This is a genomic window from Bradyrhizobium sp. SZCCT0153, from assembly GCF_018129995.1.
Classification (GTDB): domain Bacteria; phylum Pseudomonadota; class Alphaproteobacteria; order Rhizobiales; family Xanthobacteraceae; genus Bradyrhizobium; species Bradyrhizobium japonicum_G.
Map to the genome: position 1 here is coordinate 1,243,413 of NZ_JAFCKS010000001.1, position 26,341 is coordinate 1,269,753.

General features: G+C 64.6%; 22 protein-coding genes. 11 read left to right on the top strand and 11 right to left on the bottom strand.

The window, feature by feature from the left end:
* Window positions 1-66: 66 nt before the first annotated feature.
* The 6 genes from JQ572_RS06050 to JQ572_RS06075 form a co-directional block, all read right to left on the bottom strand.
* Window positions 67-1,302, bottom strand: coding sequence for an ABC transporter substrate-binding protein (locus JQ572_RS06050; RefSeq protein WP_211382031.1), 1,236 nt, complete (start codon window positions 1,300-1,302; stop codon window positions 67-69).
* Between the two features lie 32 nt (window positions 1,303-1,334).
* A complete protein-coding gene (locus JQ572_RS06055) occupies window positions 1,335-2,351 on the bottom strand; it encodes a branched-chain amino acid ABC transporter permease (RefSeq protein ID WP_211382032.1) in 1,017 nt (338 codons plus the stop codon).
* 2 nt (window positions 2,352-2,353) lie between these two features.
* Entirely contained in the window at window positions 2,354-3,232 is an 879-nt protein-coding gene (locus tag JQ572_RS06060) for a branched-chain amino acid ABC transporter permease (protein WP_211382033.1), read from the bottom strand.
* 12 nt (window positions 3,233-3,244) lie between these two features.
* Window positions 3,245-3,958, bottom strand: coding sequence for an ABC transporter ATP-binding protein (locus JQ572_RS06065; protein WP_008135694.1), 714 nt, complete (start codon window positions 3,956-3,958; stop codon window positions 3,245-3,247).
* Entirely contained in the window at window positions 3,955-4,752 is a 798-nt protein-coding gene (locus JQ572_RS06070; RefSeq protein WP_211382034.1) for an ABC transporter ATP-binding protein, read from the bottom strand. The genes JQ572_RS06065 and JQ572_RS06070 overlap by 4 nt, the downstream gene beginning before the upstream one ends.
* A 66-nt stretch (window positions 4,753-4,818) precedes the next feature.
* Entirely contained in the window at window positions 4,819-5,685 is an 867-nt protein-coding gene (locus JQ572_RS06075; protein ID WP_211382427.1) for an IclR family transcriptional regulator, read from the bottom strand.
* A gap of 128 nt (window positions 5,686-5,813) precedes the next feature.
* On the opposite strand from JQ572_RS06075, the gene JQ572_RS06080 reads away from it, so the two are divergent.
* From JQ572_RS06080 to JQ572_RS06120, 10 genes are all read left to right on the top strand, one after another.
* Window positions 5,814-7,910, top strand: coding sequence for a 3-hydroxyacyl-CoA dehydrogenase NAD-binding domain-containing protein (locus tag JQ572_RS06080; protein ID WP_211382035.1), 2,097 nt, complete (start codon window positions 5,814-5,816; stop codon window positions 7,908-7,910).
* A 158-nt stretch (window positions 7,911-8,068) separates the two neighbouring features.
* A complete protein-coding gene (gene pimA, locus JQ572_RS06085; RefSeq protein ID WP_211382036.1) occupies window positions 8,069-9,751 on the top strand; it encodes a dicarboxylate--CoA ligase PimA in 1,683 nt (560 codons plus the stop codon).
* Complete coding sequence (locus JQ572_RS06090; RefSeq protein WP_211382037.1) at window positions 9,748-10,935, top strand: acetyl-CoA C-acyltransferase; 1,188 nt, start codon at window positions 9,748-9,750, stop codon at window positions 10,933-10,935. Before pimA ends, JQ572_RS06090 begins: the two co-directional genes overlap by 4 nt.
* Before the next feature lie 16 nt (window positions 10,936-10,951).
* Window positions 10,952-12,142: a pimeloyl-CoA dehydrogenase large subunit gene (gene pimC / locus JQ572_RS06095; RefSeq protein WP_211382038.1), complete on the top strand. Its 1,191-nt coding sequence runs from the start codon at window positions 10,952-10,954 to the stop codon at window positions 12,140-12,142.
* Window positions 12,143-12,319: 177 nt separating this feature from the next.
* Window positions 12,320-13,462, top strand: coding sequence for a pimeloyl-CoA dehydrogenase small subunit (gene pimD, locus JQ572_RS06100; protein ID WP_211382039.1), 1,143 nt, complete (start codon window positions 12,320-12,322; stop codon window positions 13,460-13,462).
* 126 nt (window positions 13,463-13,588) lie between these two features.
* Entirely contained in the window at window positions 13,589-14,362 is a 774-nt protein-coding gene (locus JQ572_RS06105) for an SDR family NAD(P)-dependent oxidoreductase (RefSeq protein ID WP_211382040.1), read from the top strand.
* A gap of 107 nt (window positions 14,363-14,469) precedes the next feature.
* Window positions 14,470-14,763 (top strand): endonuclease domain-containing protein, encoded by a 294-nt coding sequence (locus JQ572_RS35310; RefSeq protein ID WP_283814050.1) that lies wholly within the window; start codon window positions 14,470-14,472, stop codon window positions 14,761-14,763.
* Window positions 14,681-14,863, top strand: a complete 183-nt coding sequence (locus JQ572_RS35315; protein WP_283814051.1) for a DUF559 domain-containing protein — start codon at window positions 14,681-14,683, stop codon at window positions 14,861-14,863. The genes JQ572_RS35310 and JQ572_RS35315 overlap by 83 nt, the downstream gene beginning before the upstream one ends.
* Window positions 14,864-15,156: 293 nt before the next feature.
* On the top strand, window positions 15,157-16,662 hold the full coding sequence (gene glpK, locus JQ572_RS06115) for a glycerol kinase GlpK (RefSeq protein WP_211382041.1): 1,506 nt from the start codon (window positions 15,157-15,159) through the stop codon (window positions 16,660-16,662).
* A 177-nt stretch (window positions 16,663-16,839) separates the two neighbouring features.
* Window positions 16,840-17,433 carry a GNAT family N-acetyltransferase gene (locus tag JQ572_RS06120; protein ID WP_211382428.1) on the top strand — a complete coding sequence of 198 codons (594 nt, stop codon included), beginning with the start codon at window positions 16,840-16,842 and terminating at the stop codon, window positions 17,431-17,433.
* A 222-nt stretch (window positions 17,434-17,655) separates the two neighbouring features.
* On the opposite strand, the gene JQ572_RS06125 is transcribed toward JQ572_RS06120, so the two are convergent.
* Window positions 17,656-18,069, bottom strand: a complete 414-nt coding sequence (locus JQ572_RS06125) for a DUF6636 domain-containing protein (protein ID WP_211382042.1) — start codon at window positions 18,067-18,069, stop codon at window positions 17,656-17,658.
* 163 nt (window positions 18,070-18,232) lie between these two features.
* Between JQ572_RS06125 and JQ572_RS06130 the strand changes: the two genes are divergently transcribed.
* The gene (locus JQ572_RS06130; protein ID WP_211382043.1) at window positions 18,233-18,862 is read left to right on the top strand and encodes a glutathione S-transferase family protein; all 630 of its coding nucleotides are present in this window, start codon (window positions 18,233-18,235) and stop codon (window positions 18,860-18,862) included.
* A 16-nt stretch (window positions 18,863-18,878) separates the two neighbouring features.
* On the opposite strand, the gene JQ572_RS06135 is transcribed toward JQ572_RS06130, so the two are convergent.
* From JQ572_RS06135 to metF, 4 genes are all read right to left on the bottom strand, one after another.
* On the bottom strand, window positions 18,879-19,886 hold the full coding sequence (locus JQ572_RS06135) for a DUF3592 domain-containing protein (RefSeq protein WP_249128825.1): 1,008 nt from the start codon (window positions 19,884-19,886) through the stop codon (window positions 18,879-18,881).
* 88 nt (window positions 19,887-19,974) lie between these two features.
* Entirely contained in the window at window positions 19,975-20,763 is a 789-nt protein-coding gene (locus JQ572_RS06140; protein ID WP_211382045.1) for a hypothetical protein, read from the bottom strand.
* 451 nt (window positions 20,764-21,214) lie between these two features.
* Window positions 21,215-25,066: a methionine synthase gene (gene metH, locus JQ572_RS06145; RefSeq protein ID WP_211382046.1), complete on the bottom strand. Its 3,852-nt coding sequence runs from the start codon at window positions 25,064-25,066 to the stop codon at window positions 21,215-21,217.
* A 6-nt stretch (window positions 25,067-25,072) separates the two neighbouring features.
* Complete coding sequence (gene metF / locus JQ572_RS06150) at window positions 25,073-25,993, bottom strand: methylenetetrahydrofolate reductase [NAD(P)H] (protein ID WP_211382047.1); 921 nt, start codon at window positions 25,991-25,993, stop codon at window positions 25,073-25,075.
* Window positions 25,994-26,341 lie beyond the last annotated feature (348 nt).

Consider the following 26,341-nt stretch of genomic DNA (forward strand, 5'->3'; position numbering starts at 1 on the left):
TCAACAAAAAGCCCCCGCGATCGTTCGCGGGGGCTTCTCGATGTGTTGGATTATTGCGTCAACGCGTCACTCGGTGGCGATGTCGCCGCTGATGATCTCGCCGAACAGTTCCCACCTCTCGCCCTTGAAGCGCTGCATCTGGAGCTGCGCGATCGGGGCGAAGTCGGTGGCGCCGGTGTTGATCTTGACGCCGGGCAACAGGGTGTCCGGCGTGAAATCCTTCAAGGACGCCGCCTGCTTCATGATGTTGGCCCGGGTCAGATCGTCGCCGCACATCTCCAGGACCTTGGCCAGCGTCGATGCTGCGCCATAGCCATAGATCATGCTGGTGTCGGATTTGTCCGCGCCCGCCATGTACTTGTCGACGAACTCGTTCCACTTCTTCATGCCGGGGTCGTTGTTCCACTGCGGGTCCGTGGAGTCCTTGGCATAGGCCGCCGACAGCACGTTCTGCGCAGCCTCGAAGCCGGCCGGCTTCATCACGCTGCCGACCGAGATCGACACGTTGGTGAGGATCTGCAGCGGCTTCCAGCTCAGCTCGGCGGTCTTCTTGATGGTCTGAGCCGCGAACTTCGGCGTCGCGTAGATCAGCAGCACGTCGGGATTGGCCGCCTTGATCTTGACGATGTGGCCGTCGATCGACGGCTCCGACACCTCATAGCTCTCTTCCATGATGATCATGGACGCTGCCTTGGCGCCGAGCCCGTCCTTGGTGCCCTTGAGGTAGTCTTTGCCGAAATCGTCGTTCTGGTAGAGGATCGCGACCTTGGCGTCGGGCTTCTCCTTCAGAAGCCATTTCGCGTAGATCTGCGCTTCGCTCTGGTAGGACGGCTGCCAGCCCATGGTCCAAGGGAAGTTCTTCGGGTCGTTCCACTTGGTGGCGCCGGTGGCGACGAAGAGCTGCGGGATCTTCTTGGCGTTCAGGTACTTCTGGATCGCGCTGTTCGAGGGCGTGCCGAGCGGGTTGAACACCACCAGCACCTCGTCGCTTTCGACCAGCTTGCGGACCTGCTCGACGGCCTTCGGCGGCGAATAACCGTCGTCATAGGTGACGAAGTTGATCTTGCGGCCGTTGATGCCGCCCTTGTCGTTGATCATCTTGAAATAGGCTTCTTCGGTCTTGCCGATGATGCCGTAGGCCGACGCCGGACCGCTGTACGGCATGATGTTGCCGATCTTGATCTCGGTATCGGAAGCGCCGGTGTCGTATTTCTTCTGGGCGAGTGCCGCGCCGGAGGTGAAGGTGATGACCGCCGTTGCCGTGACCAGCGCAGCGGTTCGCAGTGTTCTTTCAAAAAGCAATTCGGGTCTCCTTGGCTTCAATTAACGGGTCGTCAGTTCTTTTTGAGCCTGCCGACGAGCTGCTGGCCCATGATCGCGACCTGCCTTGCGCCGTGCGGCACGAGGTAGATGACGAAGAACAGGAGGACGCCGAACACCGCACCGGAGAGGCCCTTCGAGATGCCTTCCGCGATATTCGGGACGAAGATGATGAAGGCGGCGCCGACGATCGAGCCGGGCAGCCAGCCGACGCCGCCGACGACCATGCCGAGGAACAGCTGGATCGAGAGCGTGATGGTGAAGCTGTCCGGTGCCACGAATTGCACCGCGATTGCACTGAGGCCGCCGGCGACGCCGGTGATGCCCGCGGAGACGCCGAAGGCGAGCGTCTTGTAGAGCGCGACGTTGACGCCCATCGCGGAGGCCGCGATCTCGTTGTCGCGGATTGCCATGAAGGCGCGGCCCGAGCGGGAGCGCAGCAGGTTCACCGAGAAGATGTAGATCGCAAGCACGATCGCGAGCGTGAAATAATAGAGCCACATGTCTTGCGACATCGGCAGGCCGAATGGCGCGTCGGGCTTGGTCACAACGAGGCCCTGCACGCCGCCGGTCCAGTGCTCGAGAAAGTTCAGCTTCAGGAGCTGCGGCATGGCCGTGGCGAGCGCGAAAGTTGCGAGCGCGAGGTACACGCCGGACAACCGCAACGCCGGCTGGCCGAACAGGAAACCGAAGCCGAAGCAGAGCACGCCAGCGATCGGCAGGCAGAGCACGTAATTGATGTTGAACGCCTCCATCATGACCGCGGTGACATAGGCGCCAACGGCGTAGAACGCGCTCTGGCCGAGCGAGAACTGGCCGCTGCCGCCGGTCAGGATGTTCAATGCCAGTACGGCGAGCCCGAGATACAGCAACTGGGTCAGCTGGAAGATGATGAAGTTCTTGGCGAACAGCGGCACGGCCAGGAGCAGCAGCAACACCACAACCGAGGTGCCGGTGCCCAGAGTCATGGCCCGCTTCGGAACCGCCTCGATGGCCGGGGCTTCCGTGACGACGTCTTCTGCTGTGCTCATGATCAAACTCGCTTGACGATTTGCCGGCCGAACAGACCAGCGGGTTTGACGACCAGGACGGAGATGATCAGCGCGAGCGCGATCGGGAGTTTCAGCTCGTTGCCGACGCCGGGGATGTAGGTGCCGGCGAGGTTTTCGAAGATGCCGACGAGGAAGCCGCCGACCACTGCGCCGAACGGGCTGGTGAGGCCGCCGAGCACCGCCGCGGCAAAGCCGTAGATCAGCACGCCGCCCATCATGTTGGGCTCGAGGAACACGACCGGGGCGATCAGCATGCCGGCGATGGCGCCGATGGCGGACGCCATGCCCCAGCCGAGCGCGATCATCCAGCTCGTGTTGATGCCGACCAGGCGGGCCGACTCAGGCACCGAGGCGGCCGCGCGCATGGCGAGGCCGATCCGCGTGTACTGGAAGAAGAAATAGAGCGCGAGCAGCAGCAGCACGGTGACGCCGATCATGCCGGCCTGGTGGGTCGAGATCAGCTGGCTGCCGAGGAACGGCGAGGAGCCGAACGGGGTAGGATACTGCTTGATGGTGAAGTCCCAGATCAGGCCGGCCGAGGAGTTGATGATCGCATACAGCGCGATGAAGCCCGCGACGTTGGTCAGCACCGGCGCCTTGGCGAGCGGCTTGAACAGGATGCGCTCGATCGCGATGCCGCCGATGAAGGAGAACACCAGCGCGATGATGAACGCACCCCAATAGGGTATGCCCCATTGCATCAATTGCCAGGAGATGAAGGTCGAGAACATCGCCATCTCGCCCTGCGCGAAGTTGAGATGGTCGATCGCCTGGTAGATCATGACCACGGCCAGCGCCATGCAGGCGTAGATGGCGCCGGTGGATATCCCGGCCAGCACCTGATTGGTGAAAAGCTCCATCGTGCCGGCTCCTCAGTAGCCCAGATAGGATTTGCGGATTTCTTCGTTGTTCGCGATGTCCTTGGCATTGCCCGACATCACGATGCGTCCGGTCTCGATCACATAGGCCTGGTCGGCGAGCTCGAGCGCGAGCTGGGCGTTCTGCTCGACCACCAGGATCGACACCTTGTCCTCGCGGTTGATCTTGCCGAGGATGCCGAACAGGTCGCGCACCACGAGAGGCGCGAGGCCAAAGGACGGCTCGTCCAGCAGCATCAGCCGTGGCCGCAGCATCAGGGCGCGGGCGACCGCGAGCATCTGCTGCTCGCCGCCCGACAGCGTGCCGGCCTGCTGGGTGTGCCGCTGCTTCAGCACCGGGAAATGGGCATACATGCGCTCGATGTCGGAGACGATGCCGGCGCTGTCCTTGCGGGTGATGGCGCCGAGCTGGAGGTTTTCCTCCACCGTCATGGTGGTGAAGGTGCCGCGGCCCTGCGGCACGTGGGCGATGCCGAACCGCACGATGCTCTCGGTGGAGCGGTTGTTCAGCGGCTTGCCGTCGAACTCGATCCCGCCGGTCGAGCGCACCATGTTGCAGATCGCGCGCAGCGTGGTGGTCTTGCCGGCGCCGTTGGCCCCGAGCAGCGTCGTCAGCGATCCCTCGTTGAGCGAGAAGGACAGGCCGTGGAGCGCCTGGACCTGGCCGTAATAGGCGCGCAGGTCCTTGACGTTGAGCAGCGTCGTCATTGGTCCTTGCTCCCGAGATAAGCCTTGATGACGTCGGGATCCGCCTGCACCTGGGCCGGCGTGCCTTCCGCGAGCTTCTTGCCGAAGTTCAGCGCGACGACGTGATCGGCGATCGACATCACGAGGCCCATGTGATGCTCGACCAGCAGCACCGTCATGTGGCGGTCGTCCCGGATGCGGCGAATGAGGTCGCCGAGCACATAGACTTCCTCATGGTTGAGGCCGCCGGCCGGCTCGTCGAGCAGCAGGATTTTCGGATCGGCCGCGAGCGCGCGCGCAAGCTCGACGCGCTTCTGCGTGCCGAAGGGCAGGCCGGACACGACGGTGTGGGCGACGTCCTCGAGTTTGAGATAGGCCAGGATCTCGTGCACCTTCTCGTTGACGCTGCTCTCGCTGCGCCGGACCCACGCGAGCCTCAGGGAGTCGCTGATGATGTCGCTGGAGGTCTTGGAATGGGCGCCGACGCGCACGTTGTCCATCACCGAGAGATTCGGAAACAGCGCCACGTTCTGGAAGGTGCGGCCGATCCCGATCTCGGCGATCCGGTGCGGCGGCCGCGACAGGATGCTCGCGCCTTCCATCAGGATGTCGCCGGACGACGGCTGGTACAGCCGCGAGAGGCAGTTGAAGAGCGTGGTCTTGCCGGCGCCGTTGGGGCCGATCAACCCGAGAATCTGGCCCTTGTGCATGTCGAAGGACACGCCGTTGAGCGCAATGATGCCGCCGAACACGACGCTGACGTCGTGAACTGCGAGCAGGGGCGATGTCCCCTGCGCGAGCTGTGCCTGCGTCATCTCGTCTCGCCCACACTGTTGAATGGGCAAAGGGGCGGTGTGAACCGCTCCCGGCGACGACAAAGGCTATCTGATCCCCTCGGCCACACGCGCAACTTTCCCTCCTGATTTCAGCTTTTTGCTGACGTCTTTTTTGGAATGCGGCATCAGACCCCCAAGTGCCGCTTCGATGTTCCTTACCATCGCAAGCAGACGCGGTCCAATGTCGTTGATCAAACGCTCTTCCGTGAAACGGAATGCGGGCGCGCCGCAATTGAAGGCATAGGGCCCGGTTCCGTCGTTCAGCTTCAGCGCGACTCCGGCTGCGCCGATGTCGTCATGCCAGTCGCCGACCGAGATCGCGAAACCGTATTTCGCGACGGTTTCGCCGGAACGCTCCAGCCCGTCGCGCATCTTGGGCCAGCGGCTGCCGTAATGTTCGCGCAGGACACGCGACAGTTCTGCGCGATCGTTTTCGTCGAGCGCCCAGAAATAGGCCCGGCCCATCGCGCTGGTTGCAATCGGCACGCGGGAGCCGACGTCAAGTTGAACGCCGACCGTTTCGCTGCCGCGGCTTTGCCCGAAATAGATCATGCTGTGACGGTCGCGGCCGCCGACGGCAACGGCGCCTCCCGTCGAGCGCATCATGTCTTCGCGAAACGGTTCGGACAAATGCCGAACACCGAGATTGGCCAGCGCAGCGTATCCGAGCGCCATCGCGGCCGGCGCGAGCTGATACTTCTCGAAGCGGGGAACCGGCGTCAGATAACCGAGCTTCGTCAACGTATAGGTCAGCCGCGAAACCGTCGGCTTGGGCAGATTGGTGCGGGCCGCGATTTCCTGGTTGCCGAGGAGACCGTCGCTGGGTTGAAATGCGCGCAATACGTCTAGTCCGCGGGAAAGCGCGACGACGAAATTCCGATCGGTCGCGGCCTTCTTTGCTGTACGCTTCATCCCTGATCTGCTTCTTGCGCGGAGTCGTTGACAAGTCACGTGCTTCAAAATAACCCTGCCGTCAAGATGCGGAATTAAATTCCGCAGTGCGAAATCGAACAAAAGTTACCCCACCAAGGAGGGACACCGTGAGCGAAGTGGTCAAGCTTGAGCGTCATGATGAAGTCGGGATCGTCACGGTCGACAGCCCTCCGGTGAATGCGTTGAGCGCTGCGGTCCGCGGCGGCATTTTGGAGTGCGTCAAGGCTGCGATTGCCGATCCCGCCATCAAGGGCATCGTGCTGACCTGCGCCGGCCGCACCTTCATTGCCGGCGCCGACATCACCGAATTCGGCAAGCCGCCGAAGCCGCCCGCCCTCAACGACGTGCTGTCCGAGATCGAGAACTCGCCGAAGCCGGTCGTGGCCGCGATTCACGGCACCGCGCTCGGCGGCGGGCTCGAAGTCGCGCTGGCCTGTCACTTCCGCGTGGCGGTCAAGGAGGCAAAGCTCGGCCTGCCCGAGGTGAAACTCGGCCTGTTGCCGGGCGCCGGCGGCACCCAGCGCCTGCCGCGTGCGGTCGGGCCGGAACTCGCCGTCAAGATGATCGTCGGCGGCGATCCCATCGGTGCGGCGGAAGCGCTCAAGAACGGGCTGATCGAGGAGATCGTCGAGGGGCCGGCCTCCGGCGGCGAAGCGTTCGTCCGCAAATTGCTCTCCGAGAAGCGTCCGCTGCGGCGCCTGCGCGACGACGATTCCAAGATCGCCGCCGCCAAGGCCGACCGCTCGATCTTCACCAATGCGGTCGCCGCGATGACCAAGAAGTCGCGCGGCCTGGAAGCGCCGTTCGCCGCGGCCGACGCTGTCGGCTACGCCATCGACCTGCCGTTCGACGAAGGCCTGAAGAAGGAGCGCGAGGGCTTCTTGAAGCTCGTCGCCAGCGACCAGTCCAAGGCGCAGCGCTATGCCTTCTTCGCCGAGCGCGAGGCCAGCAAGATCGCAGGCGTGCCTGAGGGCACCAAGTCGCGGCCGGTGAACCGCGTCGCCATCCTCGGTGCCGGCACCATGGGCGGCGGCATCGCGATGTCCTTTGCCAATGCCGGTGTTCCCGTCACCCTGATCGAGACCGGCGAGGAGCAGCTCAAGCGCGGCATGGGCATCATGCAGAAGAACTGGGAAGCGACCGCCGCGCGCGGCGGCATTCCCGCCGATGCGCCCGCCAAGCGCATGGCGCTGATCAACGGCGTCGTCGGCATCGAGAACGTCGGCGATGCCGACCTCGTCATCGAGGCCGTGTTCGAGACCATGGCGGTGAAGAAGGAAGTGTTCGGCAAGCTCGACCAGTACGTCAAGCCCGGCGCCGTGCTCGCCTCCAACACCTCGTATCTCAACATCGACGAGATCGCGAAGTCGACCAAGCGCCCGCAGGACGTGCTCGGCATGCACTTCTTCTCGCCGGCGAACGTCATGAAGCTGTGCGAGATCGTGCGCGCCGACAAGACCGCGCCGGATGCGCTGGTCACTGCCGTGACCATCGCGCGAAAAATCGCGAAGGTGCCGGCCGTGGTCGGCGTCTGCGACGGTTTCGTCGGCAACCGCATGCTGGCCCAGCGCGGCAAGCAGTCGGAAAAGCTGCTGTTCGAAGGCGCGCTGCCGCAGCAGGTCGACGCCGTCGTGACCAAATTCGGCATGCCGATGGGGCCGTTCGCGATGGGCGACCTCGCCGGCCTCGACATCGGCTGGCGCTCGCGCAAGGATCGCGGCATCAAGTCGGAGATCGCGGACGCGCTGTGCGAAGCCGGCCGCTTCGGCCAGAAGACCGGCAAGGGCTATTACAAGTACGAGGCGGGCTCCCGCTCGGCGCTGCCCGATCCGGAGGTCGAGAAGCTGATCGACGAGACGCTGCTCCGTCTCGGCCGCAAGAAGCGCGCCGTCAGCGACGAGGAGATCCTCGAGCGCATGATGTACCCGATGATCAACGAGGGCGCGAAGATCCTCGAAGAAGGCATCGCGGCGCGGCCCTCCGACATCGACGTGGTCTGGCTCTACGGCTATGGCTGGCCGATCTATCGCGGCGGCCCGATGTTCTGGGCCGACAGCGTCGGCCTCAAGCACATCGCCGATCGCCTCTCCTTCTACGCCAAGGAGACCAACGACAAGAGCCTCGAGCCGGCGCCGCTGCTGAAGAAGCTCGCGGCCGAAGGCAAGACGTTCGCCTCGCTCGCGGCCGCGTCGAAAGCGGCGTAATGGTCGCTTCGTCTCAACCTTCGTCATTCCGGGATGCGCCGCAAGGCGCAGGCCCGGAATCCATAACCCCAGTTGGCGATTATGGATTCCTGGCTCGCGACTTCGTCGCGCCCCGGAATGACGGTCTGTGTTAGTTGCTCGCTCAAGCAATCAAGAAAATGACCCATCCCGGCGAACAGTTTTATCCTGAGGGCGTGTGCTGGGACGACACCATCGTCCAGGGCTCGCTGCCTGATCTGCTGGCGAAGGCCGCGGCCGAGTACGGCCCGCGCGCCGCGCTGGAATTCCGCGACCGGCCGATCACCTATGCCGAGCTCGCCGCCATGGCCGGGCGTGCGGCCGCCGCGTTCCTGCGCGCCGGTTGCGGCAGCAACGCCTCCGTCGCGCTGTTCCTCGGCAACACGCCGGACCACCCCGTCAATTTCTTCGGCGCGCTCAAGGCCGGCGCCCGCGTCGCGCATCTTTCGCCGCTCGACGGCGAGATCGCGCTGACGCACAAGGTCTCCGATTCCGGTTCGCGCCTGCTCGTCACCTCCAACCTCGCGGCGCTGCTGCCGACGGCGCTGAAGTTTCTCGAGAAGGGCCTGATCGATCGCCTGGTCGTCTGCGAGGACGACAATTGGGGCAAGGTCGGCACGCCGCAGGCGCCGATCCCCGATGATCCCCGCATCGTCACCTTCAGGACCTTCGTCGAGGGGGCGACCGCGCCGGCAGAGTGGCCGAAAGTGACCGCCGCCGACGTCGCGCTGCTGCAATATACCGGCGGCACCACCGGCCTGCCCAAGGGCGCCATGCTCACCCACGGCAATCTGACGTCTGCGGTGTCGATCTACGACGTCTGGGGCAAGCCCTCACGCGCGGCGCGCGGCGACGCCATCGAGCGCGTGATCTGCGTGCTGCCGCTGTTCCACATCTATGCGCTCACCGTCGTGCTGTTGTCCTCGCTGAGCCGCGGCCATCTGATCTCGCTGCATCAGCGCTTCGACGTCGAAGCGGTGATGCGCGACATCGAGGTCAAGCGCGCGACTTATTTTCCGGGCGTGCCGACGATGTGGATCGCGATCGCAGCCCTCCCTGATCTGGACAAGCGCGATTTCTCCTCGCTCGCCACCATCGGCTCCGGCGGCGCGCCGCTGCCGGTGGAGATCGCCAACTTCTTCGAGCGCAAGGTCGGCAAGAAGCTGCGCAGCGGCTGGGGCATGACCGAGACCTGCTCGCCCGGCACCGGCCATCCGCCGGTTGGCCCGGACAAGCCCGGCTCGATCGGCCTGATGCTGCCCGGCATCGAGCTCGACGTCGTCGCGCTGGACGATCCGACCCGCGTATTGCCGCCGGGCGAAGTCGGCGAGATACGCATCAAGGGCCCGAACGTCACCAAGGGCTACTGGAACAAGCCGGAGGGTTCGACTGATGCCTTCGTCGACGGCCGCTTCCTCACCGGCGACATCGGCTATGTCGATACCGACGGCTATTTCTTCCTGGTCGACCGCAAGAAGGACATGATCATCTCCGGCGGTTTCAACGTCTATCCGCAGATGATCGAGCAGGCGATCTACACCATTCCCGGTGTGCACGAGGTGATCGTGCTCGGCATCCCCGACCAGTACCGCGGCGAGGCCGCCAAGGCCTTCATCAAGCTGAAGCCCGGCGCAAAGCCGTTCTCGCTCGACGAGCTGCGCGCGCAGCTCGCCGGCAAGGTCGGCAAGCACGAGCTGCCGGCCGAGGTCGTGTTCGTCGACGATCTGCCGCGCACGCCGGTCGGAAAGCTGTCGCGCCACGAGTTGCGCCAGCAGCAGAAACCGTCACAATCCACGCCACTCGCATCAGGAGGTCGTTCTTGACCGACGCCGTCATCGTTTCCACCGCCCGCACCCCGATCGGCAAGGCCTATCGCGGCGCACTCAACGCCACCGAGGGCGCAACCCTGCTCGGCCACGCCATCGGCGAGGCCGTCGCGCGCGCCAAGGTCGACCCGAAGGAGGTCGAGGACGTCGTGATGGGCGCAGCGCTCCAGCAGGGCGCCACCGGCGGCAACATCGCACGCAAGGCGCTGCTGCGTGCCGGCCTTCCCGTCACCGTCGCCGGCACCACGATCGATCGGCAATGCGCCTCCGGCCTGCAGGCGATCGCGCTCGCCGCGCGCTCGGTGATCTTCGACGGCGTCGAGATCGCGGTCGGCGGCGGCGGCGAGTCGATCTCGCTCGTGCAAAACGACAAGATGAACGGCTTCCACGCCCAGGACCCCGCTCTGCTCAAGATCAAGGGCGAGGTCTACATGCCCATGATCGACACGGCCGAAATCGTCGCCAAGCGCTACGGCATCTCGCGCGAGAAGCAGGACGAATATTCGCTGGAGAGCCAGCGCCGCACCGCGGCCGCCCAGCAGGGCGGAAAGTTCAAGGACGAGCTCGCGCCGATCACCACGCAGATGGCGGTCACCGACAAGGCGACCGGTGCCGTCTCGTTCAAGGAGGTGACGCTGTCGCAGGACGAAGGTCCACGCCCCGAGACCACGGCCGAGGGCCTTGCCGGCCTCAAGCCCGTCCGCGGCGAAGGTTTTTCGATCACCGCCGGCAATGCCAGCCAGCTCTCCGACGGCGCCAGCGCCTCCGTGATCATGAGCGACAAGGAAGCGTCCAAGCGCGGCCTCAAGCCGCTCGGCATTTTCCGCGGCTTCGTCTCCGCCGGCTGCGAGCCGGACGAGATGGGCATCGGCCCGGTCTTCGCGGTGCCGCGGCTGCTCAAGCGCCACGGCCTCACCGTCGACGACATCGGCCTCTGGGAGCTGAACGAAGCCTTCGCGGTGCAGGTGCTGTATTGCCGCGACAAGCTCGGCATCGACCCTGAGAAGATCAACGTCGACGGCGGCGCGATCGCGGTCGGCCATCCCTACGGCATGTCGGGCGCGCGCCTGACCGGCCACGCCTTGATCGAAGGCCGCCGCCGCAAGGCCAAATACGCGGTCGTCACCATGTGCGTCGGCGGAGGCATGGGCGCGGCGGGGTTGTTCGAGGTTTTGCAGTAATTCACAGGAGGATCCGATGGATCTCGCATTCACGAAAGAAGAGCAGGCGTTTCGCGAGGAAGTGCGGTCATTCTTCCGCGACAACGTGCCGCCGGACACGCGGCGCAAGCTGGTCGAGGGCCGCCACCTCTCCAAGGACGAGATGGTGACCTGGTGGCGCATCCTCAACAAGAAGGGCTGGGGCGTCAGCCACTGGCCGAAGCAATATGGCGGCACCGGCTGGACATCGGTGCAGCACTACATCTTCAACGAGGAGCTGCAGTCCTATCCGGCGCCGCAGCCGCTCGCCTTCGGCGTCAGCATGGTCGGCCCCGTCATCTACACTTTCGGCAACGAGGAGCAGAAGAAGCAGTATCTGCCGCGCATCGCCAATGTCGACGATTGGTGGTGCCAGGGCTTCTCCGAGCCCGGCTCCGGCTCCGATCTCGCTTCGCTCAAGACCAAGGCCGAACGCAAGGGCGACAAGTGGATCATCAACGGCCAGAAGACCTGGACCACGCTGGCCCAGCACGCCGACATGATCTTCTGCCTCTGCCGCACCGACAACAATGCCAAGAAGCAGATGGGCATCTCCTTCATCGTGTTCTCGATGAAGTCGAAGGGCGTCACCGTGCGCCCGATCCAGACCATCGACGGCGGCGCCGAGGTCAACGAGGTGTTCTTCGACGACGTCGAGGTGCCTGTCGAGAACCTGATCGGCGAGGAGAACAAGGGCTGGGATTACGCGAAATTCCTGCTCGGAAATGAGCGCACCGGCATCGCCCGGGTCGGCGTCTCCAAGGAGCGGCTGCGCCGCATCCGCGATCTCGCCGGCAAGGTCGAATCCGCCGGCAAGCCGATCATCCAGGACGCCGCGTTCCGCGAGAAGCTGGCGGCCTGCGAGATCGAGCTGAAGGCGCTCGAGCTGACCCAGCTGCGCGTTGTCGCCGACGAAGGCAAGCACGGCAAGGGCAAGCCCAATCCGGCCTCGTCCGTGCTGAAGATCAAGGGCTCCGAGATCCAGCAGACCACCACCGAGCTCCTGATGGAAGTGATCGGCCCGTTCGCTGCGCCCTACGATGTGCACGGCGACGACGGCTCGAACGAAGCCATGGACTGGACCGCCCAGATCGCGCCGAGCTACTTCAACAATCGCAAGGTCTCGATCTACGGCGGCTCCAACGAGATCCAGCGCAACATCATCGCCAAGGCCGTGCTGGGGCTGTGATCTTCTCCTCTCCGCGGAGGCGGGGAGGGCAATTCTTCCACCGTCATTCCGGGGCGCGACGAAGTCGCGAGCCCGGAATCCATAACCACCAATCGGGATTATGGATTCCGGGCCTGGCCCTTCGGGCCATCGCGGAATGACGAAGCCAAATAGTCCGGGTACGAGGAACCAAAGAACATGGATTTTGATTTGAACGAGGAGCAGCGGCTTCTCAAGGACAGCATCGACGGCCTGCTGACCGATTCCTACGATTTCGAGAGCCGCAAGAAATACATGAAGGAGAAGGGCGGCTGGAGCAAAGCGGTCTGGGGCAAGCTGGCCGAGCAGGGCCTGCTGGGCCTGCCCTTCGCGGAAGCCGATGGCGGCTTCGGCGGCGGCGGCGTCGAGACCATGATCGTGATGGAAGCGCTGGGCAAGGCGCTGGTGCTCGAGCCTTATCTCGCAACCGTCGTGATCGGCGGCGGCTTCCTGCGCCATGCCGGCACCGATGCGCAGAAGGCCGCGCACGTGCCCGGCATCGTCGATGGCAGCAAGACGCTGGCGTTCGCCCAGCTCGAGAAGAACTCGCGCTACGATCTGTTCGACGTCACCACGACCGCCAAGAAGAAGGGCGAGGCTTACGTCATCGACGGCGAGAAATTCGTCGTGCTCAACGGCGAGAACGCCGATACGCTCATCGTCACCGCGCGCACCAGGGGTGACCGTCGCGACAAGACCGGCATCGGCGTATTCCTGGTGCCCGCGAACGCCAAGGGCGTGACCAAGAAGTCGTACCCGACCCAGGACGGCCTGCACGCCGCCGACATCACCTTCACCGGTGTCGAGGTCGGCAGCGACGCCGTAATCGGCAATCCCGAGGACTCGCTCGCCCTGATCGAGCGCGTCGTCGACGAGGCCCGCATCGCGCTCTGCGCCGAGGCCGTCGGTCTGATGGACGAGTCGCTCAAGACCACGGTCGAGTACATCAAGACGCGCAAGCAATTCGGCGTCGCGATCGGCTCGTTCCAGTCGCTCCAGCACCGCGCCTCCGACATGTTCGTCGCCACCGAGCAAGCGAGATCGATGTCGATGTTCGCGACCATGGCCGGCGATTTCGAGAACGCCAAGGAGCGCGCCAACGCGATTGCGGCGGCCAAGGTGCAGATCGGCAAGTCGCTGAAGTTCGTCGGACAGCAGGCGATCCAGCTCCACGGCGGCATCGGCATGACCATGGAGGCGAAGATCGGCCACTACTTCAAGCGCCTCACCATGATCGAGAACTCGTTCGGCGACACCGACTACCACCAGCGCCGCGTCGCCGATGGCGGCGGGTTGATCTAGGTCTCTCCACCGTCATTGCGAGGAGCACTTGCGACGAAGCAATCCAGACTTTCTCTGCGGAAAGATCCTGGATTGCTTCGCTCCGCTCGCAATGACGGAGTACGCGGCGTCAGCGAGGCAACAACAATGAAAAACACCCCGTTCGATCTCACCGGCAAGGTCGCCGTGGTCACCGGCTCCAGCCGCGGCATCGGCCGCTCCTCCGCCGAGCTGCTGGCAAAGCTCGGTGCCAAGGTCGTGGTGTCCTCGCGCAAGGCCGAGGCCTGCCAGGAGGTCGTCGACGGCATCAAGGCGGCCGGCGGCGATGCCGTCGTCATTCCCTGCAACATCGCCCGCAAGGCCGAAGTCGAGGCGCTGATCGCGGGCGCAACGAAACACTACGGCAAGATCGACATCCTCGTCTGCAACGCCGCGGTCAATCCCTACTACGGCCCGCTGCTCGACATCACCGACGAGGCCTTCGACAAGATCATGGGCAGCAACGTCAAGAGCAACATCTGGCTCTCGGCGCTCGCGATCCCGCAGATGGCCGAGCGCGGCAATGGCTCCGTCGTCATCATCTCCTCGATCGGGGGCCTGCGCGGCTCCACCGTGATCGGCGCCTACGGCATCTCCAAAGCCGCCGACTTCGCGCTGTGCCGCTCGCTCGCCGGCGAATGGGGCCCGAAAGGCGTCCGCGTCAACTGCATCGCGCCCGGCCTCGTCAAGACCGACTTCGCCCGCGCGCTGTGGGAAGACGAAGCCAACCTCAAGCGCCGCACCGCCACCACGCCGCTCCGCCGCATCGGCGAACCCGACGAGATCGCCGGCGCCGTCGCCTACCTCGCCTCGGATGCGTCGAGCTTCATGACCGGCCAGACCATCGTCATCGACGGCGGCGTGACCACGGCCGCGGTGTAGCTCTCTTTCACTTGCAATTTTGCCGCGAGCGCGCTCCACTTTACTCTCCCCTGAAGGGGGAGGGTCGCTCGCGCGAAGCGTGAGCGGGGTGGGGTGAAGCCACGGCAATGGTCTCCACATCAATACGCCGCGCCGCCGCGAAGAAGTTGAGGGCAAATACGACGCCGCATGAACGGATGCTTTGGCGCGCCATCAAGGAAATGCCGATCGAAGGCTCGCACTTCCGACGACAAGCACCGATCGGTTCTTGCATTGTCGACTTCTTCTGCCCAGCAAAGCGCCTGATCATCGAACTCGACGGCGGACACCATAACGAAGATGAGACGGCCGACCGAGATCGTGCACGGCAGAGCTGGCTCGAGAACGAAGGGCTATCGCGTCATTCGCTTCTGGAATTCTGAGATCACAAGCGATCTGACCGCCGTGCTCGAACGCATCCATGTCGAACTCTGCGGATCGCGTGAGGCGGAAACAGCGCCCCTGAAACATCGCCGAACATAATGTTTCGAGCCCGCTTCTCTTACCCTCCCCTGGAGGGGGAGGGTCGCTACGCATGCAGCGCAGCGAAATGCGTAGCGGGGTGGGGTGACGGTCTCTCCGCGTCGAAAGCCGCCCGTGTGGAGAGATCACCCCACCCCGTCTCACATTTCGGTTCGCTCAATGCGAGCCGACCCTCCCCCTCCAGGGGAGGGTAAGCGCCTCTCGGCTTGACCTTCCCCTGCCAATCCCCTTTTCTTGGCGCGACACAATGATCCCTCTCGGGACAACGCCAAGAAAACGCCAGGGTAGCTACCATGTCTTTCGTCCTCGCCATCGACCAGGGCACCACCTCCTCGCGCGCCATCGTGTTCCGCAGCGACATTTCCATCGCGGCCCGCGCGCAGCAGGAATTCCCGCAGCATTTCCCGGCCTCGGGCTGGGTCGAGCACGAGCCGGAGGACATCTGGACCTCGACCGTGATGGTGTGCCGCGACGCGATCGAGCAGGCCGGCATCGGCGCAAGGGACATTGCCGCGATCGGCATCACCAACCAGCGCGAGACCACCGTGGTGTGGGACCGCGCCACGGGCCAGGCCGTGCACCGCGCCATCGTCTGGCAGGACCGCCGCACCGCCGACATCTGCGCCAAACTGAAAGCAGAAGGCCGCGAGCCGGTGATCTCGCAGAAGACCGGCCTGATCATCGATCCCTATTTTTCCGGCACCAAGGTCGCATGGATCCTCGACCACGTCCCCGGCGCGCGGGCGCGTGCCGCGCGCGGCGAGCTGATGTTCGGCACCGTCGACTGCTATCTGCTGTGGCGCCTCACCGGCGGCAAGGTGCACGCCACCGACGCCACCAACGCCTCGCGCACGCTGCTGTTCAATATCCACACCGGACAGTGGGACGACGAACTCCTGGAGATCATCGGCGTGCCGCGCTCGATGCTGCCCGAGGTGAAGGATTCCTCCGCCCGCTTCGGCGAGAGCGTGCCTGATCTCTTCGGCGGCGCCATCGCCATCTCCGGCATCGCCGGCGACCAGCAGGCCGCGACCATCGGCCAGGCCTGCTTCCGCCCGGGCATGATGAAGTCCACCTACGGTACCGGCTGCTTCGCGCTGCTCAACACCGGCACCACGCCGGTCGTCTCGAAGAACAAGCTGCTCACCACCGTCGCCTATCAGCTCGCGGGAAAACGCACCTACGCGCTCGAAGGCTCGATCTTCGTCGCGGGCTCGGCGGTGCAGTGGCTGCGCGACGGCCTCGGCATCATCAAGCACGCCGCCGAGACCGGACCTCTTGCCGATCAGTCCGACTCGATGCAGAGCGTCTATCTGGTGCCGGCCTTCGTCGGCATGGGCGCGCCCTACTGGAATCCGCGCGTCCGCGGCGCGCTGTTCGGCCTCACCCGCAACACCGGCCCCGCCGAGCTCGCGCATGCCGCACTGGAGAGCGTCTGCTACCAGACCTTCGATCTCTGGGCCGCGATGCGCGCGGATTGGCCGAGCTCGGAGACCGCCAGCGTCGTGCTCCGCGTCGACGGCGGCATGACGGCGTCCGACTGGACCATGCAGCGCCTTTCCGATCTGCTCGACGCTCCGGTCGATCGCCCCGTGATCCAGGAGACCACGGCGCTGGGGGCCGCCTATCTCGCCGGCCTCGAGGCCGGCGTCTATCCCGAGCCGACCAAATTCGCCGACAACTGGCGCCTCGAGCATCGCTTCAAGCCGAACATGAGCCAGGCGACGCGCGAGCGGAAGCTCGCGGGCTGGGCGCGTGCGGTGAAGGGCGTGCTGGCGAGTGATGAGGGGGAGGGGTAGCGGCACACGCTCTCTCTCCCTGTCATTGCGAGGAGCCCTTGCGACGAAGCAATCCAGACTGCCGCCGCGGAGACAGTCTGGATTGCTTCGCTGCGCTCGCAATGACGGCGTGTGGCGCTGCTGCCGCTCCTCAAACGGCACCGTCCTTCGACCCAATACGAAGGGAAGCAACCAACCATGATCCTTCCCGATGGCTATTCCGACGTCCCCGCCGGCAAGATCGCCGCCGTCGTCACTCATCTGGAGATGACCGCGCGCCCCTCACGCCGTGACGATCCGCCAGGCGCGTGGACGCTGCGCAGGGCCGATGCCCCCGCGCTTCATTGGTATCGCGATCTCCATCGCCGCGTCGGCGAGGAGTGGTTGTGGTTTTCACGGGCGCGCATGAACGACGCCGAGCTCGCCGCAATCATCCATGCACCGGGCGTCGAGATCTATGCACTTGTCGTGGACGGCCGCGATGAAGGCCTGTTGGAGCTGGACTTTCGCGAGGCCGGCCAATGCGAGCTGGTCTATTTCGGCGTTACCTCGCCATTGATCGGGACGGGCGCGGCCCACTTCCTGATGAACCGCGCGCTGGAGCTCGCATGGTCACGCGACCTCCGCCGCGTCTGGGTGCACACCTGCACCTTCGACCATCCGTCCGCCGTTGCGTTCTATCAGCGCTCCGGCTTCCGCCCGTTCCGCCGCCAGATCGAGATCGCCGACGATCCGCGGCTTGATGGCACAGTGTCGCGCAATGCGGCGAGGCATGTGCCGATTATTGAATAGTCTGCGGCCTACCCCCTCACTGTCATTGCGAGGAGCCCTTGCGACCAAGCAATCCAGACTGCGCCCGCGGAGAGGTTCTGGATTGCTTCGCTACGCTCGCAATGACGGAATGCATTGCGGCCGCGCCGCCCCTCGACCCGACGGTATCGCAGCCCGGATGAGCGAAGCGACATCCGGGGCTACCGCGCCCACATGTCGCTCCGCTCATGTGTGCTTACAAACTCAAAACACCTCCTGCTTCGCCCTTGCCAGCGAAAATCCCCGCTGCATCGCGTTGAAGCATGTCAGCCCGGTCTGCTCCGACCGGCAGGTAAATCCGCCGCGTTGCCACACCTCGCCATAGGCGAGCACCGGCAACGACGGATCCATCACCGTGTCGCCGGCGCAGATGCGTCCCGCGGCTCCCTTTGCGCTCATCTCGAAGGCGTTGCCCCATTCGAGTTCGCAATCGGCGGGCCGGCGCGGGCGGCTTTCCAGGTTCATGATGTCGCAGCGAAGAACGCCCTGGCCGTTATCGGTGAAGAACTGGCAGGCGATGTTCTTCGACGGTGTCTGGAAGCCGATCGGGCGGTCCTGCGTATGGGCGATGGTTGTTGCGATCAAAAGTCCGGAAATGCCAGGCAGCAGATATCGCATGAGATCGCGCCTCGGTCCGAAATCGTCATGCCCGGACTTGAACCGGGCATCCATCCTTATCCTATAATGACCTTGTGAAGAAGATGGATTGCCGGGCCTTCGCCGCGCCGAAGGGGCTTCGGCCCGCAGGCGGGTCAAGCCCGGCAATGACGAGAGGTGACCCATGTTCCTGATCGGCCAATACGATTCCCCCTTCGTCCGCCGCGTCGCGATCGCGCTCCGGCTCTACGGGCTCGCCTTCGAGCACAGGCCGTGGTCGACCTTCGGCGATGCCGACAAGATCGCGCCCTATAATCCGCTGCGCCGCGTGCCGACGCTGGTGCTCGAAGACGGCGAGGCGCTGATCGAGAGCACGATCATCCTGGACTATCTCGACGAGCTCGTCGGACCGGAGAAGGCGATGCTGCCGCGAAGCGGCGCCGAGCGGCGGAAGCATCTGCGCATCTGCGCGCTCGCCTCCGGTCTCGGCGACAAGGCGGTGAGCCTGCTGTACGAGCGCGTGCTGCGGAAGGAGCAGCTTGCGCTGTGGGTCGAGCGCTGCGAGGCGCAGATCGCGGACGTTCTGAAAGCGCTGGAGGCCGAGCGCGCCAAGGTGACGACGCCGTACTGGCTGGGGATGCGCATCGGCCACGCCGATGTCGCGGTGGCCTGCGTCGTGCGCTTCACCCGCGAGGCGCACCCGCTTCTGTTCGAGGCCTCGTGCTATCCGGCGCTGTCGGCTCACGCCGACGCCTGCGAGGCGCTGGCGCCGTTCCGGGAGATCGTGCAGCCGCTGGCACCGCCGAAGGGGTGAGCCGCATCACACGCCGCTACGCGAACCCGACCTTGATCAGGATCGTCAGGAAAAGGCCGCCGACGATCGCGCAGACCGCGGCACCGATCAGCGGACCCAGCGCGCCTTCCCGGCTCGCAGGCTCCAGCACCGCCTGTCCCGGCTGGTCCGGATCGTAATAGACGTTGACCTTCTGCCCGGGACGATATTTCGTCGCGGCCTTTTCGGCGACCTCGCGCAGCCCGGAGATCATGGTGCCGCCCCAATCGACTTCGGTGCCGATGAAGTCGCGCTTGCCGACCCTGTAGGCGTAGCGCAGATCGATCTGATAGCGGTGTACAAGCTTTGACGTCGTCGGTTTATCGTCGTGGTCGGTCTTCTCCTCGATGATCTCCTCGATCACGTCGCAATGCGTGACCCTGCCCGACGCGGTCGGCCAGCGCAGGCTGGCGCTCGCCAGCCGGCGCGTCCGGACATACTCGGCGACGCAGAACATGCCGCCCACGAGCACGATGATCGGCAGCGCAAACGCGAACAGCGGAACGCCGTTGTCGGCGTAGAGAACGTGGCCGGCGAGCGAATGCGCGGTCAGGGTGGCGGCGATGACGCCGAACACCATCGTGAACGCCACCAGCGCCGCGACGTTCTGCGCGGCAGCAGGTTCGAGCAGCGCCTCGGTCGGTTGCCTCGGATCGACATGGACGTCGACATGCGCGCCGACCGGATATCGTCCGGCCAGTTTTGCGGCCAGAACCCGCGTCGTGATGACGGGGCCGCCGACAAATATCTTGTCGCTTTCCAGCTCCTGGCCGCCGGCCTGATAGCGATAGCGGATGATGGGCCTGGCGTCGTTCCGATCGTCCGAGGCGTGCGCCGAGGGCTGGTCGACCCGGGAGACCGTGATGATCCCATCCACCTTGTCCCAGCTTCGCGCGGCTTGCATCCGGCCCCGCATGCGGACCAGGTTGAACAGCATCAATCCAAACAGCAGCACGGCGATGCCGGCGGCGATCTGTGTCCACATCAATTGTTGGGCGTTCAGCATCCGATTCCCCTGATCTTCGGCGGCGACCGCCATTGGTCGCGGCGAGCGCGCGTTGCGTTCACGGCAGGGGTGAGGTGCGGCGTCGATCCTACTTCCGCGTACAGGGCTTGATCTCGCCCGTCGCGTTCTTCAGGACGATCGGGCTCGGCGACAGCCTGATGCCGAAGAACAATTGGGAGCCGGAGACCTTGTCGTCCGAGCCTTGGTGTGCCTCCAGGTCGAGCTTCGCCGCGATCTCGGAGGTCAGCTTGGCCTTCTCCTCCATCGAGATCTTGTTGTGGTATTTGATCTCGTAGACGACGTCGGCTTCCAGCACCGACCGCGTCTGGCAGACGACGCCCCCGCTCGAAATGTTCTGGGTGACCGCGTCCTCGCATTCGGCCTTCAGCAACGCATTCCGGGTCGAGATCAGCGACTCGTCGGAAATCAGCAGGATGTTGGCATTCTCGAGCTTGAGGTGGATCGAGTCGACCTGCTGCATGCCGGCGACGGCGGACAGCTTGTCCCTGACCTGCGCGGACACGTCGAGATTCTTCTCGAGCGACTGCTTGAGGTCGCGGTCCACGGTCGGTGATTTCTGGATCTTGCCGGTCAGCAGCGCGGGATCGACCTCGCAGGTCGGATGCAGCTCCAGCCGGCCGTTGGTGAGATATTCGATCGTGTTGATCGTGCCGGGGCCCCCGAACGTGCTCGGCGGCACCACCTCGAAATATCCGGTTTCGGAGAGGATCGCCGTGATCGTCTGCTTCTTTCGCGGAAATCCGACCCAGACCGCGACCATCACGAGGGCCAGCGCGACAAAGACTCCACTACCAAGCCAAAGCCATTTGCGGCTTGCTACTTGCCTGGGCAGCACAACTGACTTCGCTCGCCGCATGGCACGTAGCCTTTCGGACAGTCCGCCGAGGCAATCGTGGGCAGCACGACAAGAACGATCGCGGCGACGAAGAGTGCAATGAACTGCTTCATATGTTCGACCCCAAGCAAACCGTCGGTTTGAAGGTAGTAGACCGACAGCGTAGCGAATCAAGGTTGAGCGGACAAGTGATCGAGTTCACAAGCTGCGGGTTCCCGCGAGCGAAGTTATGTCTGTTGCTTGTGTGCCGGAGGTCCGGGCCGCCACTTGCTCCGTCATTGCGAGCGCAGCGAAGCAATCCAGACTGTCGCCGTGGAATGCGTAACGGCCGCAGCAGGCGATGATGGAATATTACAGGTGTTTTGCCCGACGGAGCAAGCCGTTTCGGCAAGACCGAAAATCTATCGAGCTTTTTCAACCCCATCCCTACTGTGCATGGGGTTGTTTTCCCGTTTTTTGCCCTGGAGGCGGGCTATCCCGCCCCCGCGCGCTTCTTCTGCCAGACGAGATGCACCGCGCAGGTGCAGCCGGGCGGATGCGAGGCAAGCTCCTTCGACGTCTCGTCGTTCGCCGGCGTCGCCGTAAAGGCCTTGTCGGGCGCCTGCTGCGACGGGATGTAGTTCAAGACCGGCGCGAGCCAGCGCTCGGTCTCCGCCACACTCATGCCTTTGCGCGCGGCGTAGTCCTCGACCTGGTCGCGCTCGATCTTGCCGACGCCGAAATAATAGCTCTCGGGGTTCGCGAAATAGAGCCCCGACACGGAAGAGCCCGGCCACATCGCAAAGCTCTCGGTCAGCTTTACGCCGGCGGTCGCCTCGGCGTCGAGCAGCTCGAACAGCGTCGCCTTCTCGGTGTGATCGGGCTGGGCGGGATAGCCGGGCGCGGGGCGGATGCCCTGGTACTTTTCGAGGATCAGATCGTCGGGCGACAGCGCCTCGTCCGGCGCATAGGCCCAGAATTCGCGGCGCACGCGGGCATGCATGCGCTCGGCGAAGGCCTCCGCGAGGCGGTCGGCCAGCGCCTTGCACAGGATCGAGGAGTAATCGTCGTTCGCCATCTTGAAGCGGTCGGCGACCACATCCTCGCCGATCCCCGCGGTGACGACGAAGCCGCCGACATAGTCGGGCACGCCCGCAGGCGCGACGAAGTCGGCGAGCGCGGCGTTGAAGCGGCCTTCGCGCTTCTCGAGCTGCTGGCGCAGCGTGTGCAGCGTCGCGATGCTCCTGGTCCGGCTCTCGTCGGCATAGAGAACGACGTCGTCGCCGTCGGCATTCGCCGGCCAGAAGCCGACCGTCGCGCGTGCCCGGAACCATTTCTCCTTGACGATCAGGTCGAGCATTTTACGCGCGTCGTCGTAGAGCGAGCGCGCGACCTCGCCGACCTTGGCATCGTCGAGGATGGCCGGAAAACGCCCGGCAAGCTCCCAGGTCTGGAAGAACGGCGTCCAGTCGATATAAGGCACGAGCTCGGCGAGATCGTAGTCGTCAAAGCTCCTGGTGCCGAGGAAGGTCGGCTTCACCGGCCTGTTCGCCGCGAAATCGACCGGCACGCGGTTGGCGCGCGCCGCCGCCAGCTTCAGCCGCTTCTTGTCGGCCTGCGCGCGCAGATGCGCATCCGAGATTTTTGCGTATTCGGCCCGCACCTCGGCGGCGTAGGCGTCGCGCTTCTCGGGCGACAGCAGCGAGGAGGCGACGCCGACGGCGCGGCTGGCGTCGTTGACATGGACGACGGGACCGGCGCGGTAGCTCGGGTCGATCTTCACCGCCGTGTGCACCCGGCTCGTCGTGGCGCCGCCGATCAAGAGCGGCAGCTTGAGACCTTCGCGCTGCAATTCGCCGGCGAAGAACGCCATCTCGTCGAGCGAAGGCGTGATCAGGCCGGACAGGCCGACGATGTCGGCCTTCTCCGCCTTCACGGTCTCGACGATCTTGGCGGCCGGCACCATCACGCCGAGGTCGATGACCTCGAAATTGTTGCACTGGAGCACGATGCCGACGATGTTCTTGCCGATGTCGTGGACGTCGCCCTTCACGGTCGCGAGCACGATCTTGCCGGCGGAGCTCGATCCCTCGGTGCCGATGCCGTTGGCGAGGTTGCGCGCCTTTTCCTCCTCCATGAACGGCATCAGCCAGGCCACCGCCTGCTTCATGACGCGGGCGGATTTCACCACCTGCGGCAGGAACATCTTGCCGTCGCCGAAGAGATCGCCGACCACGTTCATGCCGGCCATCAGCGGGCCCTCGATCACGTCGAGCGGACGCTTCGACGCCTTGCGGGCTTCCTCGGTATCGGTTTCGATGAACTCGGTGATCCCGTGCACCAGCGAATGCGACAGCCGCTTCTCGACCGGCCATTCGCGCCAGGCCAGATCAGCTTCCTTGGTCTGGGTCTTGTTGCCGCGGAATTTTTCCGCCAGCGCCAGCAGGCGTTCGGACGCGCCCGGATCGCGGTTGAGGACGACGTCTTCGCAGGTCTGGCGCAGCTCGGCATCGATGTCGTCATAGACGATCATCTGCCCGGCATTGACGATGCCCATGTCCATGCCGGCCTTGATGGCATGATACAGGAACACCGAATGCATGGCTTCGCGCACCGGCTCGTTGCCGCGGAACGAGAACGACAGATTGGAGACGCCGCCCGAGATGTGCGCACCCGGCAGGTTCTTGCGGATCCAGCGCGTCGCCTCGATGAAGTCGACGCCGTAATTGTTGTGCTCCTCGATGCCGGTTGCGATCGCGAAGATGTTCGGATCGAAGATGATGTCTTCCGGCGGAAAGCCGACGCGGTCCACCAGGATGTCGTAGGCGCGCTTGCAGATCTCTGTCTTGCGCGCGAACGTATCGGCCTGGCCGGCCTCGTCGAACGCCATCACCACGACGGCCGCGCCGTGGCGGCGGGCGATCCCGGCTTCGTGAACGAACTTGTCCTCGCCTTCCTTCATCGAGATCGAGTTCACGACCGGCTTGCCCTGCACGCATTTCAGGCCGGCCTCGATCACCGAGAATTTCGAGGAATCGACCATCACGGGGACGCGGGCGATGTCGGGCTCGGCGGCGACGAGGTTCAGGAAGGTCACCATCGCCGCTTCGGAATCGAGCAGGCCCTCGTCCATGTTGACGTCGATGATCTGCGCGCCGTTCTCGACCTGATCGCGCGCGACCTGCAGCGCGGCCGTATAGTCGCCGTTGGTGATCAGCTTGCGGAAGCGGGCCGAGCCGGTGACGTTGGTGCGTTCGCCGACGTTCACGAACGGGATGGCGTCGGTCAGGATGAATGGCTCGAGGCCGGAGAGCCTCAAGCGCGGCTCGATCTCCGGCACGATGCGCGGCTTGTGCGGCGCGACGGCTGCCGCGATCGCCGCGATATGCTCCGGCGTGGTGCCGCAGCAGCCGCCGACGATGTTGACGAGGCCGTCGCGCGCGAACTCGCCGACCAGGCGGGCCATGTATTCCGGGGTCTCGTCATACTGGCCGAATTCGTTGGGCAGGCCGGCATTGGGATAGGCGCAGACCAGCGTGTCGGCGACGCGGCCGATGTCGGCGATATGCGCGCGCAAATCCTCGGCGCCGAGTGCGCAATTGAAGCCGATGGTGACGGGTTTGGCGTGCCGCACCGAATTCCAGAACGCCTCCGGCATCTGGCCCGACAGCAGGCGGCCGGACTTGTCGGTGATGGTGCCCGACACCATCACGGGCACGTCGATGCCGCGAGCTTCGGTGATCTCGGCGATCGCATAGAGCGCCGCCTTGGCGTTCAGCGTGTCGAAGATGGTCTCGACCAGCAGCAGGTCGACGCCGCCGTCGAGCATGCCGTCGATCTGCTCGCCATAGGATTTGCGCAAGTCGTCGAAAGTAACGGCGCGGTAGCCGGGATTGGAAACGTCGGGAGAGATAGAGGCGGTGCGGTTGGTGGGGCCAATCGCGCCGGCGACGAAGCGCGGCTTGCCGTCCTCGGCCTCGACGCGCCGTGCGGCATTGCCGGCAAGGCGGGCGCCTTCGCGCGCCATCTCGTAGACGATGCCGGTGAGATCGTAATCGGCCTGCGCGATCGAGGTCGTGGAGAAGGTGTTGGTGGCGACGATGTCGGCGCCGGCGCGCAAATACGCGGCGTGGATGTCCTCGATCGCCTGCGGCTGGGTCAGGATCAAGAGATCGTTGTTGCCGCGCAGGTCGCGATGAAAATTCTTGAAGCGCTCGCCGCGGAAGGCGGCCTCGTCGAACTGGAGGTTCTGGATCATCGTGCCCATGGCGCCGTCGAGCACGAGGATGCGCTCGCGCGCGGCATTGAGCAGGGCGGTACGCTTCGGAGAGGTGGGTACGGTCATGTTGTCTTACGCCGCCTTCTGCGCGCTCTTGGCGCGGATGCCGAGCAAATGGCTGATCGCGAACACGAGATCGGCGCGGTTCATGGTGTAGAAATGGAAGGTGTCGACGCCGTGCTTGGCGAGCTTCTGCACCTGGCCGGCTGCGACGGTGGCAGCCACCAGCTTGCGGGTCTCGGCGTCGTCATCGAGGCCCTCGAATTTCGCGGCGAACCAGTCCGGCACGGAGGTGCCGGCACGGGTGACGAAGGCTCTGGCCTGCTTGAAATTGTGCATCGGCATGATGCCCGGCACGATCGGGATGTCGATGCCGCGGGCGCGGACGCGGTCGAGATAGCGGAAGTAGAGGTCGTTGTCGAAGAAGACCTGCGTGATCGCGCGCGCAGCGCCGGCGTCGACCTTGGCCTTCAGCGTGTCGATGTCGGCGTCGAAGTCGCGCGCCTCAGGGTGCTTCTCGGGGTAGGCCGAAACCGACACCTCGATGTCCGCGTGCCGCGTCTTGATGCCGGCGACGAGGTCTGCGGAGCTCTGGTAGCCGTCGGGATGGCTCGAATAGGGCGTGCCGATGCCGCCGGCGGGATCGCCGCGCAAGGCAACGATGTGGCGGACGCCGACCTCGTGATAGCGGTCGACGATCTCGTCGATCTCGCCGCGCGAGGCGCCGACACAGGTCAGATGCGCGGCCGGCAGCAGCGCCGTTTCCTTGAGGATGCGCGAGATGGTCGAATGGGTGCGCTCGCGGGTCGAGCCGCCGGCGCCATAGGTCACCGAGACGAATTTCGGGTCGAGCGGGGCCAGCCGGTTGATGGTGTCCCAGAGATTGCGCTCCATATCTGCCGTCTTGGGCGGAAAGAACTCGAAGGAGATCGCAGGCCGCTTCAGGTACCCGTCTTGCCCGTCGGCTTGGGCGGGAATCGTCGCGTTAGTCATGGCACCACTCACTCCAATTTCAGGCGACCGGCGGTCAGGTCCAGCTTCGAAGGTCCAAGATAGGGCAAAGGCGGCTTGATCGACAGCCCATCAATGATGGGAAGTGGCCCACTTCACACGTATTATGTTGAATTTTAGCTCCTATCCGCTATATCGTGGGATGGTCACCGATCCATAAATATATCAGTATTGCAATACTTTATTGGATCTTTGGATGCTTGACGAGGCAACTAAGGGTGTGGGCCACGTGAATTTCTGATGATTGAGAGGTCGCTTGTCCCAACCATTCGCTAAGGGCGAGCCGGCCTGCCGCCCGCACGTCAGATCTGCGCAGCCTGCCCATTGCCG